Source organism: Microtetraspora sp. AC03309 (genome assembly GCF_020826795.1).
Taxonomy (GTDB): domain Bacteria; phylum Actinomycetota; class Actinomycetes; order Streptosporangiales; family Streptosporangiaceae; genus Microtetraspora; species Microtetraspora glauca.
Genome location: NZ_JADDIL010000086.1, coordinates 24,144 through 39,081 on the forward strand (window position 1 = coordinate 24,144; position 14,938 = coordinate 39,081).

Annotated in this window: 13 protein-coding genes; 10 read left to right on the forward strand and 3 right to left on the reverse strand. The window is 70.2% G+C overall.

Features of this window, described 5'->3' with window-relative positions:
• Nucleotides 1-78 precede the first annotated feature (78 nt).
• Complete coding sequence (locus IMZ11_RS35980; protein WP_061253313.1) at nt 79-930, forward strand: bifunctional methylenetetrahydrofolate dehydrogenase/methenyltetrahydrofolate cyclohydrolase; 852 nt, start codon at nt 79-81, stop codon at nt 928-930.
• Nucleotides 931-1,010: 80 nt separating this feature from the next.
• Here IMZ11_RS35980 and IMZ11_RS35985 read toward each other — a convergent pair whose 3' ends face one another.
• Entirely contained in the window at nt 1,011-1,658 is a 648-nt protein-coding gene (locus IMZ11_RS35985; protein ID WP_061253314.1) for an FHA domain-containing protein, read from the reverse strand.
• 181 nt (nt 1,659-1,839) lie between these two features.
• On the opposite strand from IMZ11_RS35985, the gene IMZ11_RS35990 reads away from it, so the two are divergent.
• The 4 genes from IMZ11_RS35990 to IMZ11_RS36005 all read left to right on the forward strand — a co-directional run bounded on the left by IMZ11_RS35990 (nt 1,840) and on the right by IMZ11_RS36005 (nt 6,939).
• Nucleotides 1,840-2,961 carry a citrate/2-methylcitrate synthase gene (locus IMZ11_RS35990; RefSeq protein WP_228646901.1) on the forward strand — a complete coding sequence of 374 codons (1,122 nt, stop codon included), beginning with the start codon at nt 1,840-1,842 and terminating at the stop codon, nt 2,959-2,961.
• A gap of 96 nt (nt 2,962-3,057) precedes the next feature.
• Nucleotides 3,058-3,339, forward strand: a complete 282-nt coding sequence (locus tag IMZ11_RS35995; protein WP_228646902.1) for a DUF3017 domain-containing protein — start codon at nt 3,058-3,060, stop codon at nt 3,337-3,339.
• A 96-nt stretch (nt 3,340-3,435) separates the two neighbouring features.
• A complete protein-coding gene (locus IMZ11_RS36000) occupies nt 3,436-4,653 on the forward strand; it encodes an NADP-dependent isocitrate dehydrogenase (protein ID WP_228646903.1) in 1,218 nt (405 codons plus the stop codon).
• A gap of 324 nt (nt 4,654-4,977) precedes the next feature.
• Entirely contained in the window at nt 4,978-6,939 is a 1,962-nt protein-coding gene (locus tag IMZ11_RS36005; RefSeq protein ID WP_228646904.1) for a serine/threonine-protein kinase, read from the forward strand.
• Here IMZ11_RS36005 and IMZ11_RS36010 read toward each other — a convergent pair.
• Nucleotides 6,936-7,454, reverse strand: coding sequence for a PadR family transcriptional regulator (locus IMZ11_RS36010; RefSeq protein WP_228646905.1), 519 nt, complete (start codon nt 7,452-7,454; stop codon nt 6,936-6,938). The genes IMZ11_RS36005 and IMZ11_RS36010 overlap by 4 nt on opposite strands.
• Nucleotides 7,455-7,509: 55 nt before the next feature.
• Between IMZ11_RS36010 and IMZ11_RS36015 the strand changes: the two genes are divergently transcribed.
• Together IMZ11_RS36015 and IMZ11_RS36020 are read left to right on the forward strand one after the other, a co-directional pair.
• Nucleotides 7,510-8,961 (forward strand): MDR family MFS transporter, encoded by a 1,452-nt coding sequence (locus tag IMZ11_RS36015; RefSeq protein ID WP_228646906.1) that lies wholly within the window; start codon nt 7,510-7,512, stop codon nt 8,959-8,961.
• Between the two features lie 92 nt (nt 8,962-9,053).
• Nucleotides 9,054-10,241, forward strand: a complete 1,188-nt coding sequence (locus IMZ11_RS36020; protein ID WP_228646907.1) for a DUF11 domain-containing protein — start codon at nt 9,054-9,056, stop codon at nt 10,239-10,241.
• A gap of 34 nt (nt 10,242-10,275) precedes the next feature.
• On the opposite strand, the gene galE is transcribed toward IMZ11_RS36020, so the two are convergent.
• Nucleotides 10,276-11,223: a UDP-glucose 4-epimerase GalE gene (galE, locus tag IMZ11_RS36025; protein WP_228646908.1), complete on the reverse strand. Its 948-nt coding sequence runs from the start codon at nt 11,221-11,223 to the stop codon at nt 10,276-10,278.
• A 406-nt stretch (nt 11,224-11,629) separates the two neighbouring features.
• Here galE and IMZ11_RS36030 point away from each other — a divergent pair, with 406 nt between their 5' ends.
• The 3 genes from IMZ11_RS36030 to IMZ11_RS36040 form a co-directional block, all read left to right on the forward strand.
• Entirely contained in the window at nt 11,630-12,937 is a 1,308-nt protein-coding gene (locus tag IMZ11_RS36030) for a hemolysin family protein (RefSeq protein ID WP_228646909.1), read from the forward strand.
• A gap of 43 nt (nt 12,938-12,980) precedes the next feature.
• The gene (trpS, locus tag IMZ11_RS36035; RefSeq protein WP_061253323.1) at nt 12,981-13,988 is read left to right on the forward strand and encodes a tryptophan--tRNA ligase; all 1,008 of its coding nucleotides are present in this window, start codon (nt 12,981-12,983) and stop codon (nt 13,986-13,988) included.
• 48 nt (nt 13,989-14,036) lie between these two features.
• Nucleotides 14,037-14,938: YihY/virulence factor BrkB family protein (locus IMZ11_RS36040; RefSeq protein ID WP_228646910.1), on the forward strand; the 902-nt coding region annotated here is incomplete at its 3' end.

Below are 14,938 nucleotides of genomic sequence, written 5' to 3' on the forward strand. Positions count from 1 at the left end.
CGCCACGGTTATCGGCATGGGTATCGGCACGGTTATCGGCACGGTTATCGGCACGGTTATCGGCACGTTAGGAGACCAATGAGCGCGCAGACTCTGGACGGCAAGGCGACCGCCGCCAAGATCAAGGCCGATCTCGCCGAGCGGGTGTCGGCTCTGGCCGCCAAGGGGGTCAGGCCCGGACTGGGCACGATCCTCGTCGGCGACGACCCCGGCAGCCAGATCTATGTCGCGGGCAAGCACCGGGACTGTGCCGAGGTCGGCATCGCCTCGATCCGCGTGGACCTTCCCGAGACGGCGACCCAGGCCGAGGTGGAGGCCGCGATCGACGAGCTCAACGCCTCGGCGGAGTGCACCGGCTACATCGTGCAACTGCCGCTGCCGCGTCACCTCGACACGATGGCGCTGCTGGAGCGGATGGACCCGGCCAAGGACGCCGACGGCCTGCACCCGGTCAACCTCGGCCGCCTCGTGCACATGGTCGACGCCCCGCTGCCGTGCACGCCGCGCGGCATCGTGCACCTGCTGCAGGAGTACGGCGTGCCGCTCAAGGGGGCGGAGGTCGTCGTGGTCGGGCGCGGCATCACGGTCGGCCGCTCGCTCGGCCTGCTCCTGACCCGCCGCAGCGAGAACGCCACGGTGACCACCTGCCACACCGGCACGCAGGACCTGGCCTGGCACACCCGCAAGGCGGACGTGATCGTGGCCGCGGCCGGAGTGCCGAACCTGATCACGGCGGACATGGTCAAGCCCGGTGCGGCGGTGCTCGACGTGGGCGTCTCCCGGGTGGACGGCAAGATCGCCGGCGATGTCGCGCTCGACGTGCGGGACGTCGCCGGGTTCGTCGCGCCCAACCCGGGCGGCGTCGGCCCGATGACCCGCGCGATGCTGCTCACCAACGTGGTCGAGGCGGCCGAGCGGGCGGCCGGCTGACCGGCTCGTACGCTCGCGCGTGACCTGTGCCCCGCCTGTGCCCGGCCGTACGAGCCGGGCACGGGCCGGGCCGGGCCGGGTCAGCTGGCGCGGCGGCTCGACGTCGTGGGGGAGTGATGCGCCGGGTCGGTGGCCCGCTGCGTGGGGACCACCGGGGTCGGCCGCACGAGACCGAGCGCCACGACCTCGTTGGCCAGCCGGGTGCGCCGGTTGGTCCCCTCGGGGATGCGGAACTTCTGGTAGAGCCGCAGCAGGTGCTGCTTGACCGCGGCCTCCGTCACCACAAGGTCGTCGGCGATCTCCCGCGCGGTCGCCGGGGCGACGAACGCCTCGTCCGACAGCGCGGGCCGGCACAGCGAGGCCAGCACGTCGGCCTCGCGCCGGGTCAGCTCCGGCGCGGCGGCCCTGCGCAGCTCGACCTCGGGGGTGAAGTCCTCACGGGGGATGCCGCCGACCCGTGCCCGCGCGGCGCCGAAGGAGACCACGTCGCCGTCGTCGAGGACCCTCCGGGCGATCGGCCTGCCGTTCACCCGCGTGCCGTTGCGGGACAGGCCTAGATCAACGACGTACAGGTAGGGCCCGCGCCGGACGAATTCGGCGTGCAGCCGAGACACGCTCGGATCAGTCAGCCGGATGTCGACGCCCCTGCCCCGACCGATCGTTGTGATCTCGGGGCGCAGCGCTATGACCTCGCCGCTGTCCTCGATCCGAATGAACGGCCCCTCCACGGCAGTTCCTCCCCAGGTAGCCCGCCGTTACTTTCGCTACAGATCCGGCTTACCCAGACGTGGGGATCGGGAATCTCCTTTGCCGGAAGGAGAATCGCGCTTGAAATTGGTCTGGACCTCTGCGAGGTGCTTTGCCTGCTCACGGGTAGACTTCGGGCGAAGATAAGCGGAGGAAACACTCATGGCGGACAAGCCCACCAAAGGCCTCGCCGATGTCGTCGCCGCGTCCACAGCGCTCAGCGACATCGACGGGAAAGCCGGCCGGCTTTTCTATCGCGGCTACGACATCCACGATCTGGCCGGCCGCACCACCTTCGAAGAGACCGCGCACCTGCTCCAGCACGGCTCGTTGCCGACACGCGACCAGTTGGCCGCGTACGGGGCGGAGCTCGTCCGGGGCCGTGCTCTCGGGGGGCTGGTCGAGAGCAACATCCCGGAGATCGCCGGGAAGCAGGCGCCCATGGAGGCACTGCGCACCCTCGTCTCCCTGGCCGGCGCGGACGATCCGGACAAGGATTCCAACGCCGCCGACGCCAACCTGCGCAAGGCCGCGCGGCTCACGGCGCAGCAGCCCATCCTGGTCGCCCGCTACCACGCGGCCCGCATCGGCGGCTCGATTCCCGACGCGGATCCCGAGCTGAGCGTCGCGGCGAACTTCCTGTTGCAGATCACCGGGAGGGCGCCGTCACAGCGGGAGGTCGAGATCTTCGACGCCTGCCTGGTGCTGCACGCCGACCACACGATGAACGCCTCCACGTTCGCCGCCCGTGTCTGCGCCGCGACCCTGTCCGACATGCACTCGGCCATCGTCGCTGCCATCGGCACGCTGAAGGGCCCGCTGCATGGAGGCGCGAACGAGCAGGTCATGCGTACGCTGGAAGCGATCGACCCCACCGGGGTCGCGCAGGCCGTACGGGACAGGCTCGCGGCGGGTGAGAAGATCATGGGCTTCGGGCATCGGGTCTACAAGACGGAGGACCCGCGGGCGACGCATCTGCGGAAGATGTCGCGCGAGCTCGGCGAGGCGTCGGGCGACGACACCTTCTACCGGATGTCCAAGGAGATGGAGGAGGTCGTCTTCGCGGAGAAGGGCCTGTATCCGAATGTGGACTTCTACGCCGCGACGGTCTACCACTACCTCGGCATCCCGACGGATCTGTTCACCCCGGTGTTCTCGGTCAGCCGGATGTCCGGGTGGACCGCGCACGTGATCGAACAGCACGCCGACAACCGCCTGATCCGCCCGGACAGCGAGTACATCGGAGAGCGCGACCAGAAGTGGACGCCGATCGACGAGCGGTGAGCGGCGCAGCGAGCGCGCACGCGAACGCGACCGTGAGCCCGAGCGGTGAGCGGAATACCGCACTGAAACGAGAAGTGAGGGTCACCATAGGCGCTGGTGAGTGTGAGCGGTAAGCCCTGGGGGCCGTACCTGCTGGTTGCCGCGGGTACGGCCGCCGGGCTGGGCCTGATCGCCTTCGGCGTCGCCACGTGGGTGGGCGGCGCGGTCATCGGGTTCGCCTTGGTCGCGGGGGCGGCGCTTCGGCTGATCGTGCCGGACGACCGGGCCGGTCTGCTCGGGGTGCGAACACGCCGGATGGACGCCTTCGTGCTCCTGCTGCTCGGCGCCGCCCTGGTGGCGGGCTCGTTGAGCCTGCTGCTGCGCCTGCACAGCACCTAGTCACGGGCGCATTACGCCCGTCCGATAGCCTCAACGGCCAGTGAGCCTCAAAACGGACCGTCTGGCCAGTGTTAGTTCAGAAGGGGAACCACACGCATGCCCAAGATCAAGGTAGCGGGTCCGGTCGTCGAGCTTGACGGCGACGAGATGACCCGGATCATCTGGCAGTTCATCAAGGACCAGCTGATCCTTCCCTACCTCGACGTCGACCTGAAGTACTACGACCTCGGCATCGAGCACCGCGACGCCACCGACGACCAGGTCACGATCGACGCCGCGAACGCCATCAAGCAGCACGGCGTCGGCGTCAAGTGTGCGACGATCACGCCGGACGAGGCCCGGGTCGAGGAGTTCGGCCTGAAGAAGATGTGGAAGTCCCCGAACGGGACGATCCGCAACATCCTCGGCGGCGTCATCTTCCGTGAGCCGATCATCATGTCGAACGTGCCGCGGCTCGTTCCCGGCTGGACCAAGCCGATCGTGGTCGGCCGTCACGCCTTCGGCGACCAGTACCGCGCGACCGACATCAAGGTGCCGGGCGAGGGCACGCTCACTCTGACCTTCACCCCGAAGGACGGCAGCGAGCCGGTCGAGCTGAACGTCTTCGACTTCCCGGGCAGCGGCGTCGCGATGGCGATGTACAACCTGGACGACTCGATCCGGGACTTCGCCCGCGCCTCCATGCGGTACGGCCTGGCCCGCAACTTCCCGGTCTACCTGTCGACGAAGAACACGATCCTCAAGGCGTACGACGGCCGCTTCAAGGACATCTTCGCCGAGGTCTACGAGACCGAGTTCAAGGCGGAGTTCGACGCCGCCGGCATCACCTACGAGCACCGCCTGATCGACGACATGGTCGCCTCCGCGCTCAAGTGGGAGGGCGGCTACGTCTGGGCGTGCAAGAACTACGACGGTGACGTCCAGTCGGACACGGTCGCGCAGGGCTTCGGCTCGCTCGGTCTGATGACGAGCGTGCTGATGACCCCGGACGGCAGGACCGTCGAGGCCGAGGCCGCGCACGGCACGGTGACCCGGCACTACCGCCAGCACCAGCAGGGCAAGCCGACGTCCACCAACCCGATCGCCTCGATCTTCGCGTGGACCCGCGGCCTGCAGCACCGCGGCAAGCTCGACAACCAGCCCGAGGTGATCGACTTCGCCGCGAAGCTGGAGCAGGTCTGCGTCGAGACCGTCGAGGGCGGCCAGATGACCAAGGACCTGGCGCTCCTGGTGGGCGGCGACGCCGAGTGGCTGACCACGCAGGACTTCCTCGCGGCTCTGGACGAGAACCTGAAGAAGAAGATGGCCGGCTGATCCCGCCATCCGGTCACGGGGCCGCTCGCCTTCACGGCGGGCGGCCTTTTCCGTGTCCCTTGCCGTGTCCCTTGCCGTGTCCCTTGCTGTGTCCCTTGCTGTGTCCCGTTTCGCGCCCCTTTCGGGGTCCGCTCTCGCCCGCCTTCCGCGTTCCATGGGGCCCGTTTCCGCGTCCGTCGTTCCGTGACCACGTGTGGCCTCGCCGTACGCGGGTCACATGGTGGTCTCGGCGTGGTCTAGGCGTGGTCTAGGCGGGCTGGGAAACGGGCAACGGAGCCGTAAAGTTCTCATGGTCGATACTTTGCCGAATCGTGGGGGCGTGGGATGCCGAACGTCGCGCCGCTCGGACCGGGGGACCCGTCCCGGCTCGGGCCGTTCGTGCTGTCCGGCCGCGTCGGCGAAGGCGGCCAGGGCGTGGTCTACCTGGGAAGGAACGACGCGGGAGAGTACGCGGCGATCAAGCTGCTGCACGTCAAGTTCACCGGCGACGCCATGGCCAGGTCCAGGTTCGCCCGGGAGCTCCGGGCCGCCCAGCGGGTGGCGAGCTTCTGCACGGCCCGGGTGATCGCGGCCGACCTCGAAGGCGACACGCCGTACATCGCGAGCGAGTACATCGACGGGCGGTCCCTGCGCGAGGCGGTGGAGGAGAGCGGGCCGATCACCGGGGCCGCGCTGGAGCGGCTCGCGGTGGGCACGGCGACCGCGCTGACGGCGATCCACCACGCGGGGATCGTGCACCGGGACTTCAAGCCGGACAACGTGCTGCTCGCCCCTGACGGGCCGCGCGTGGTCGACTTCGGCATCGCCCGGATCATCGACTCGACCGGCACGATCACCAGCCGGGCGATCGGCACGCCCGCCTACATGGCCCCGGAGCAGATCTCGGGGGACAAGGTGGGCCCGCCCTCGGACGTGTTCGCCTGGGCGTCGACCATCGCGTACGCGGCGACGGGCACGGCGGCCTTCGGCGGCGACTCGATCGCGGTCGTGCTGAACCGCGTGCTCAACCACGACATCGACGTGAGCATGCTGCCCGAGCCGCTTCGCGGCGTGGTGCGCTCCTGCCTGAACAAGGCCCCCGCCGCCCGGCCGACCGCCGACAACATCCTGCTGCGCCTGCTCGGCCGTACCGAGTCGGGCGACGCGTCCACGGTGGTGCTGTCAGAAGGGGCCCACGCGGCCAGCCCGGACGCGGCGGACGCCACCCGTGCCATGCGCCTGCCCCGGGGGCAGGCGACGCGCCAGACGGCGGCACAGGGCTCCGGGGCGCGCGGTGTGCCGCCGCGGGGCATGGAACCGCAGCAGGTGAGGCCAGGGGGCGGGGAAAGCCTCGATGCGGGTTCGCCGGAGCCGCCGCAGGGTGGAAGACGGCGTCGCAGGGGCCGGGTCGTCGCCGCCGTCATGGCCGTGGTCGCCGCCGTGGCCGCGGGCGGGGCGCTGGCCGCCACGCGCCTGGGAGGCGACACGGTGGATCCGACGGCGACCAGCCGGGCGAGCGTGCCGGGGAAGACGCCCAGGTCGTCCACTCCCACCTACTCCACGGTCGTGGACAAGGCGCAGCGGACCCGGAGGCTCACGATCGGTGTGAAGGGCGACCTGCCCGGCATCGGCCTCGCACCGAACGGCGGCGCCTTCACCGGGTTCGACGTGGACGTGGCGACGTACGTCGCGGCCAAGATGGGCGTTCCCGCGAGCGGGATCACATTCCGGAGGATCGGCAGGGGCGATCGGGCGACGGCGCTCACCAGCGGTGACGTCGATCTGGTCTTCGCCACCTACGCGTACGACGACAACAAGGGGGACGACGTCGGCTTCGCCGGGCCCTACTACGTCGCGCACACCGACGTGCTGGTGGCGAAGGGGTCGCCGATCAGGCGGCTCGGCGACATGGAGGGCAGGCGCATGTGCGCTCCGCTGGGCAGCGGGGCCGTCGCCCTGATCCAGGACAGGGTGAACGTGGAGCCGGTCCCGGCGGACAACTACGCGGCCTGCATGGATCTGCTGGTCGCGGGCAAGGTGGACGCCGTCCCCGGCGACGACCTCATCCTCGCCGGGTTCGCGAACCGGGTGCCCAACCTCCGGCTCACCGTGCTCGGCCTCAAGCTGACCGACCAGCGTTACTCCGTGGGGATGCCCAAGGGGAACGCGCGTACATGTGAGGCCGTCCACGGGGCGATCTCCCGCATGTACGCCGACGGCACCATGAAGCAGCTGCTCAAGCGGCACTTCGGGAACGTCGACTTCGACCCCGAGGACGACCTTCCCGCCATGCTCACCTGCGGCTAGACGGCGCCTCCGGAAGCCTTGAGGTCGGCGATGGAATCGGTGGCCCACCCCACGGCCATCCGGGCCTGCCGGATGCCGAGGTCCAGCGCGTACCTGCCGTATCCCTTCTTCGACCTGGGATCGCCGAGTAGCTCCAGCTCGCGGAGCCTTTCCTCGAACGTCGCCTTCATGCGTTCCAGTACGGCGAGCGCCTCCTCCGGCTCCAGCAGCGGGGCGAGGAACGCCTGGAGCGCGACCTCGCTGCGCGGCACGGCCGAGGGCCTGTGCCCGACGAGCCAGCGGTGCAACGCGTCGCGGCCGTCCGGCGTGATCGTGTAGATCTTGCGCCCCCGGGCGCCCTCGGCCTCGACCGTGATCAGCCCGTCGGCCGCCATCTTGGCCAGCTCGGGATAGATCTGGCTGTGCCCGGCCTGCCACACGTGGGCGAGTGACGTCTCGAACTTCTTGGTCAGGTCGTACCCGCTGGCCGGGCCGGAGGCCGACAGCAGGCCGAGGAGTGCGATCCGCAGGGACATGCGCCCACTATAGCTGCGCGTTGACATGTCAGAAGTTACATGTCATTTTCAACATGTGAAGACAGACATGAACAAGAACGGGCTCCTCCTGTTCGCCGTGCTGGGCGGCATGTTCCTCGCCATGCTCGACCAGACGATCGTGGGCACGGCGCTGCCCCGGATCACCGCCGAGCTGGGCGGCGCCCGGCTCTACACCTGGGTCGTGACCGCGTACCTGCTCACGTCCACCGTGACCGTCCCGCTGTACGGCCGGCTCTCCGACGCGTACGGCAGGAAGCCGCTGCTCCTGGTCGGTGTGACGATCTTCCTCGCGGGCTCCGCCCTGAGCGGGGTGGCTCAGGACATGGGCCAGCTGATCGCGTTCCGCGGGCTCCAGGGCCTCGGCGCGGGCGCGCTGCTGCCGCTCTCCCTGGCCCTGGTCGTCGATCTCTTCCCGCCGGAGCGCAGCGGCCGGGTGCAGGGGGCGCTCGGCGGCGTGATGGCGCTGAGCTACATCGCGGGGCCGTTCCTCGGCGGCCTGTTCACCGACCACGCGAGCTGGCGCTGGGCCTTCTACGTCAACGTCCCCATCGGGCTCGTGCTGATCGCGATCATCTGGTTCCGGCTGCCGCACCGTCCCGGCGACGCGGGCGGGGCGCGCCCCGACTACCTCGGCATCGCGGTCTTCACCGCCGCCATCAGCGCGCTGCTCGTCGGCCTGACCGAGAAGGGCGTCGACGGCAACTCCTGGACGAGCGTCCCCGTCGTCGGCCCCATCGCCGCGGCCGCCGTCCTGATCGCCCTGTTCGTCCTGGTCGAGCGGCGGGCCGCGCAGCCGATCGTGCCGCTGCACCTGTTCGCCAACCGGACCTACACCCTGGTCAACGTGGCCTCGTTCGCCACCGCCTCGTGCATGTACGCCGGCGTGGTCTTCCTGCCGCGTTACTTCCAGGAGGCACAGGGAGAGAGCGCCACCTCCTCGGGCCTGCGCATCTACCCGCTGATGCTGGCCATGGTCGTGGGCAGCGCCGTCACCGGCGCGCTCATCTCGCGCAGCGGCCGCTACAAGCCGTGGCTGGTGATCGCGCCGTTCTTCCTCATCGCGGGGACCGTGCTCTGCGTGAACGTGGCCGTGGACTCGCCCGCGCTCGCGCTCGCGGGCTGGATGGCGCTCATCGGTCTCGGCATGGGCCCGATGTTGTCCGGGCTCACCGTGGCCATCCAGAGGGCCGTGCCTCCGCGGTTCATCGGCACGGCCAGCGCCAACCTGACCTTCTTCCGGCAGATCGGCGGGTCCGTCGCCCTCGCGGTCGGCGGCACGGCCTACGGCTCGGTCGTCGCCCGGGAGGCGCCGCTCTCCGGCCTGCCCGCCGCGCACGCCGCCGCGAGCGCCACCGTCATCCCCTGGCTCGGCGTCGTCGGCGCGGTCGTCGCCCTCGTCGCGCTCGCCCTGATGCCCGACCACCGGATCGACCCCGCCGAGGCCGTACGTGGGACAGAGGAGGCGGCGTTCGCGCAGGCGGGATGATGTTGACGACCTCCGCCCGGGACGGCGTGTCGGGGCGCCGCGCGCCAGCGGTACCCCATTGAATTGATCTCTAACGTTTCGGGGGAGCACGAATGGGTCGTCGGGTCATCATGGTCGTCGCGGGTCTCGCCTGCCTGATCGCCACCGGAGCGCCACGCGCGGCGCTCGCGTCGGAACAGTGGGGCGGAGCGGATCTCGGTGTCGAGATGTCGGCGTCGCCCAGGGTCGCCCAACCGGGCCAACCGCTGGTCTACGACGTGCGGGTGCACAACAACGGCCCGGGTGACGCGGTGCTCCCGGTGCTCACGATCCGGCTCCCGAGGGACGTCAAGGTCATCAACGTCAACGTGGCGGAATGCCGGGCCGGGCGCGGCACCAACGAGATCATCTGCCGTTCGCCAGGCGACGTGCTCGCGACCGGCAGCGGCGGAGTGACGATCACCGGACTGGTACGGCCGGCCGCGCACGGCACCCTCCGCGCCCAGGCGGAGCTCTCCTCCCAGATCGTCGATCCCCATCAGGAGGACAACACCGCGGAGACGGTCACCCAGGTCGCCGAGGGGGCCGACCTGGCCGTCCGGCTCGCGCCCACCGCGCGTACGGCCGTGCCGGGCGAGCCGTTCACCATGAAGGCCACCGTGCGCAACCGGGGGCCGGAGGTGGTGCGGGACGCCTACGTGTTCTTCCAGCCCGCGCGGGCCCACTTCCTGTCCGCGGCGGGCGCGCGCTGCCAGGGCGCGGCGGGCTACGTCGGCTGCGCGCTGCCTCCGATCAGGTCGGGTGCCCGGAACCTGGTCGAGCTGATGTTCCGGGTGCCGCAGCGGGTCACCCGACCGATCGGCGCGCGGGCCACGGTCTACTCGCGCCAGGTGGGCGACCGGCGACCGGCCAACAACGAGGCGGTCATGCGGGTCGCCATGGCGACCGGTTCGGGCGGGGTGACCGCTGCCGGGCCCGCGGGCTACGGGGCGGGCCACACGGGGCCGGTGGGCTACCCGGGTCTCGCGGGCCACGCGGGCCACGCGGACTCCGCGGATCAAGCAGGGCAAGCGGGGCAGGTGGGCGCTGTGGGACCGGCGGGTTCTACGGAGCGGATCGGTTCAGTGGGACGTGCAGACCGGGGCCGCGGTCGTGGACATGCGCTGGGGCGTGACACCCGCCGGGGGGCCACCGGTGGCGAACACCACGCCGGCGGCCGCCGCCAGGCTGCCGAGCAGGACGAGAGCCACCAGCGCGGCCCGTATGACCAGCGGGGAAAGCCCGTCCACTCGCACACATGAGATCCCATCACAATTCACCGATCGAATCCGGGTTTTACGACCGGAGGGCGGTCCAGGCGTCCCGCACGATCGTGTGCAACGACGTGTGATCGGGCTTCCAGCCGAGCTCCCGCTGGATCTTCTCGGACGACGCGACCAGCACGGCCGGGTCGCCCGGCCGCCGGGGGCCGACCTCGACGGGGATCTCGTGCCCGGTGACCTCACGGCACACGTCGATGACCTCGCGCACCGAGAAACCGGCGCCGTTGCCCAGGTTGTAGACGGTGTGTGTACCGGCCGCGCAGGCGTCCAGGGCGAGCAGGTGCGCGCGGGCGAGGTCGGTGACGTGGACGTAGTCGCGGACGCAGGTCCCGTCCGCGGTCGGGTAGTCGGTGCCGAACACGCTGACGGACTCCCGCTCGCCGAGCGCCACCTTGAGGATGTTCGGGATCAGGTGCGTCTCGGCCGCGTGGCGCTCGCGGAAGCGGCCGTACGCGCCCGCGACGTTGAAGTAGCGCATGCTGACCGCGGCCAGGCCGTACAGGCCGGCGAAGGCGGAAAGCGCGGTGTCGACGGCGAGCTTCGACGCGCCGTAGGGGTTGGTCGGCCTGGTCGGGGCCGTCTCCGGGATCGGCGTGCTCTCCGGCTCGCCGTACGTCGCGGCCGTCGAGGAGAAGACGATCCGGCCGACGCCCGCCTGCCGCATCGCCTCCAGGAGGGCGAGGGTGCCGCCGAGGTTGTGCGACCAGTACAGCCCGGGCCGGTCCACGGACTCGCCGACGAGGGACTTGGCGGCGAAGTGCAGCACGCCGTCGAACCCTTCTTTCAGCAGGCCACCGGCTTCGGTGATCGACCCCTCGACGAACCGCGCGCCGTCGGGGACCGCGTCGGCGTGACCGGTCGACAGGTCGTCGAGCACCGTGACGTCGTGCCCGGCCTCGACGAGCAGCGCCGCCACGACGCTGCCGATGTACCCCGCGCCACCCGTGACCATCAGCCGCATTGTTTGCTCCTGATTGAATTTGTTGGATTATGTACGACCTCGCCCAGCTTACGCGGTGGAGATGAGGCGCGGGTTAAATGCCAGGCAGTAGGGTGACCCGATCAGCACCGTGCGAACGGATCGAAGGCGTGAGCGAGACTAGTGCCCCTCCCGTCAATCTTTGCCCTGTCGCGTCGCCCAGGGCGGCACCTCGCCGCGTTGTCGCCCCACCCACGAAAACTCCGCGCAGGCTCGGAGTTTCCGCGGGGCCCGGGAATGTCGGCCGTAGGCTCCGCTACGACCTCCTCCTCCGCCTTGTGACGCACCACCCCGGACACCGCTCCTTCCGGGCGAACCTTGCCGGTCACGGCACTGGCGATCGGACCGGCGAGCACGGGTCCCGTGCCCATGCCCGCGAGGAGCGGCCGTGAGCGTCGCGGTGAGCATCCCCCTTGTCCTGATGTTCATCCTGATCTGCGGATTCTTCGCGGCGGCGGAGATGGCCATGGTCACCCTGCGGGAGAGCCAGATTCGCAGGTTGAGCCAGCAGGGGCGCAGGGGCGCGCGGGTGCAGAAGCTCGCGCGGGATCCCAACCGCTTCCTGTCCGCCGTCCAGGTCGGCGTGACGGTCGCGACGGTCCTGTCCGCCGCGCTCGGCGCGGACACGCTCGCGGACCGGCTCGAACCGGTCCTCGAAGGCTGGGGGCTGTCCGCGAGGGTCGCCGCGCCGGTCGCGTTCGGGCTGGTCACGCTGGCCATCTCGTACGTCACGCTGGTGTTCGGCGAGCTCGCGCCCAAACGATTCGCGCGGCAGCGGGCCGAAGGGACGTCCCTCATGGTCGCGCCGCTGCTCGACCTGGTCGCGACCCTGTCCCGGCCGGTGATCTGGCTGCTGTCCGTGTCGACCAACGGCGTGGTCCGTCTGCTCGGCGGCAATCCCTCGGCCGACCGCGCGGCGATGACCACCGAGGAACTGCGCGACATCATCGTGGGCCACAAGGAGCTCACCCAGGACGAGCGCAACGTGATCGCCGAGGTGTTCACGGCGGGCAAGCGCCGGCTCAGAGAGGTCCTGCTGCCCCGCACCGAGGTCGAGTTCATGGCCGCGGACACGCCGCTCGCCGAGGCGGCGGTGCTCGCGGCGACGATGCCGCACTCCCGTTTCCCCGTCTATCGCGACTCCTATGACGACATCATCGGATTCGTGCACGTACGGGATCTGCTCGACCCCGTGTTGACCGGGCGCATCGAGCCCATCAGCGAACTCGTGCCGATCAGGCCGGTCAAGCTGGTGCCCGCCACCAAGCGCGTGCTGCCGACACTCGCCGAGATGCGGGACGAGGGACACCACCTGGCGATCGTCGTGGACGAGTACGGCGGCACCCGCGGCATCGTGACACTGGAGGACCTGGTCGAGGAGCTCGTCGGCGACATCCGCGACGAGTACGACGAGGCCGGGAGGGCCGTGCGCGTCGTCGCCGGGGTCATCGAGATCGAGGGCCTGGTCAACCTGAACGACTTCGCCTCCGAGACCGGCATCAGGCTCCCTGAGGGCCCCTACGAGACGCTCGGCGGCTATGTCATGGCGGCGCTCGGGCACCTGCCGCAGATCGGGGAGACCGCGGAGGCGCCGGGGGCCAGGCTGACCGTGACGGAGATGGACGGCCGGCGGGTCTCCCGCGTGCGCGTGATCCGCACCCCCACCACCGTGGACGCGCCCGGAACGGAGGAGTGAGCGTGTCACGGGCACGGTCGTTCTGCTGACAGAATGAGGTGCTATGGATCGTCCTCGCGTGCTCTCCGGAATCCAGCCCACCGCCGATTCTTTCCACCTCGGAAACTATCTCGGCGCGGTCCGGCAGTGGGTGGCGATGCAGGAGACCCATGAGGCGTTCTACTGCGTGGTCGACCTGCACGCGATCACCGTCAACCCGGCCCCGGAGGAGCTGCGTCGCCGCACCCGGATCGCCGCCGCGCAGCTGTTCGCGGTCGGGCTCGATCCTGAGCGCTGCACGGTCTTCGTCCAGAGCCACGTGCGCGAGCACACCGAGCTGGCCTGGATGCTGAGCTGCCAGACCGGGATGGGCGAGGCCGCCCGGATGACCCAGTTCAAGGACAAGGCGGCTAAGTACGGCGAGAGCGCGGCCGGGGTCGGCCTGTTCACCTACCCGATCCTGATGGCCGCCGACATCCTGCTCTACCAGGCCGACCAGGTGCCGGTGGGCGTCGACCAGAAGCAGCACCTGGAGCTCACCCGCGACCTCGCGCAGCGGTTCAACAGCCGCTTCGGGCAGACGTTCAAGGTGCCCAACCCCTACATCCTCAAGGAGGTCGAGAAGATCACCGACCTCCAGGAGCCGACGGCCAAGATGTCGAAGTCGTCGTCCAGCCCGCAGGGCATCCTCGACGTGCTGGAGCAGCCCGGTCCGCTCCGTAAGAAGGTCATGCGCGCGGTCACCGACACCGGCACCGAGGTCCTCGCCGACGAGGAGAACAAGCCCGGCGTCACCAACCTGCTGCGCATCCAGTCGGCGCTGAGCGGCACCCCGATCCCCGAGCTTGAGGCGCGGTACGCCGGGCAGGGATACGGCACCTTCAAGAAGGACGTGGCCGAGCTGGTCGTCGACACGTTCACGCCGATCAGGGAGCGCACGGAGAAGCTGCTGGCCGACGAGGCCGAGCTGGACAAGCTGCTCGCCGCCGGTGCCGAGCGCGCGCGCGAGGTGGCCCGCGAGACCATGGCCGAGGTGCGTGAGCGCATGGGGTTCCTGCCCACTTCCTCCTGATCCGATTTCCAGGCGGCGGTCCGGGGCAGTCCTCCGGCGGGGGTGGTCATGTTCGCGCGGATCATGCGGCTCGTCGAGAAGGTCAAGGCCCGCGGCCGTCGTCTGATGGAGCGGGAACGCATCAGGTTCCCCTGGTTCGACCACCTCGTCCGCACCGTCCACCGCTATCAGGTGCAGTCGGCCACCCGGTTGGCGGGGGCGGTCACCTACTTCGCGTTCCTGTCGTTCTTCCCGCTGATCGCACTGGGTTTCGCGGTGCTCGGCTTCGTCCTGGCGGTCCGCCCGGACGCGCAGCAGGCGCTCATCACCGCGATCAACCAGCAGCTCCCCGGGCTCGCCGACCGGCTCCAGATCAACCAGATCGCCGGAGCCAGGGCGGGCGCGGGCACCTTCGGCCTGGTCGGCCTGCTGTACGCCGGGCTCGGCGCGGTGGACGCGATGCGCTCCGCGCTCCGTGACATCTGGATGAGCTGCGAGCCGCGGCTCGACTTCTTCCGGGCCAAGCTCAGGGACCTTGTCACGCTGGTCTTCATCGGGACGACCCTGCTCGTGTCGGCCGTCATCAGCGCCCTCGCCACCGGGGCGACGAGCGCGGTGGCCGACTGGCTCGGCCTGGGCACCTCCTGGTTCGCGGGGGCCGCCATCCGGGTCGCCGGTTTCCTCGCCGGAGTGGGCGCGGACCTGTTGCTCTTCCTGATCTTGTTCGGCTGGGTGGCCCGGTCCTCGCAGCCGTTCCGTGACGTGCTCAAGGGCGCTGTGGTCGGCGCCGTCGCGTTCGGCGTGCTCAAGCAGTTCGCGGCGCTGATCCTGGCCAAGACGCTGCACAACCCGGTGTACGGCACGTTCGCCGTCGTCGTGGGTCTGCTGATCTGGATCAACCTGTCGGCCCGTGTCGTCCTCTACGCCGCCGCGTGGACGGCCACCTCGGGGATGGGCCCACCCCCCGAGCC

What these genes read in the sequence shown, in the direction of transcription:
- IMZ11_RS36000 (WP_228646903.1), top strand. Translation starts at nt 3,436, where the DNA reads ATGCCCAAGATCAAGGTAGCGGGTCCGGTCGTCGAGCTTGACGGCGAC.
- IMZ11_RS35990 (WP_228646901.1), top strand. Translation starts at nt 1,840, where the DNA reads ATGGCGGACAAGCCCACCAAAGGCCTCGCCGATGTCGTCGCCGCGTCC.
- IMZ11_RS35980 (WP_061253313.1), top strand. Translation starts at nt 79, where the DNA reads ATGAGCGCGCAGACTCTGGACGGCAAGGCGACCGCCGCCAAGATCAAG.
- IMZ11_RS36005 (WP_228646904.1), top strand. Translation starts at nt 4,978, where the DNA reads ATGCCGAACGTCGCGCCGCTCGGACCGGGGGACCCGTCCCGGCTCGGG.
- trpS (WP_061253323.1), top strand. Translation starts at nt 12,981, where the DNA reads ATGGATCGTCCTCGCGTGCTCTCCGGAATCCAGCCCACCGCCGATTCT.
- IMZ11_RS36010 (WP_228646905.1), bottom strand. Translation starts at nt 7,454, where the DNA reads ATGTCCCTGCGGATCGCACTCCTCGGCCTGCTGTCGGCCTCCGGCCCG.
- galE (WP_228646908.1), bottom strand. Translation starts at nt 11,223, where the DNA reads ATGCGGCTGATGGTCACGGGTGGCGCGGGGTACATCGGCAGCGTCGTG.
- IMZ11_RS36020 (WP_228646907.1), top strand. Translation starts at nt 9,054, where the DNA reads ATGGGTCGTCGGGTCATCATGGTCGTCGCGGGTCTCGCCTGCCTGATC.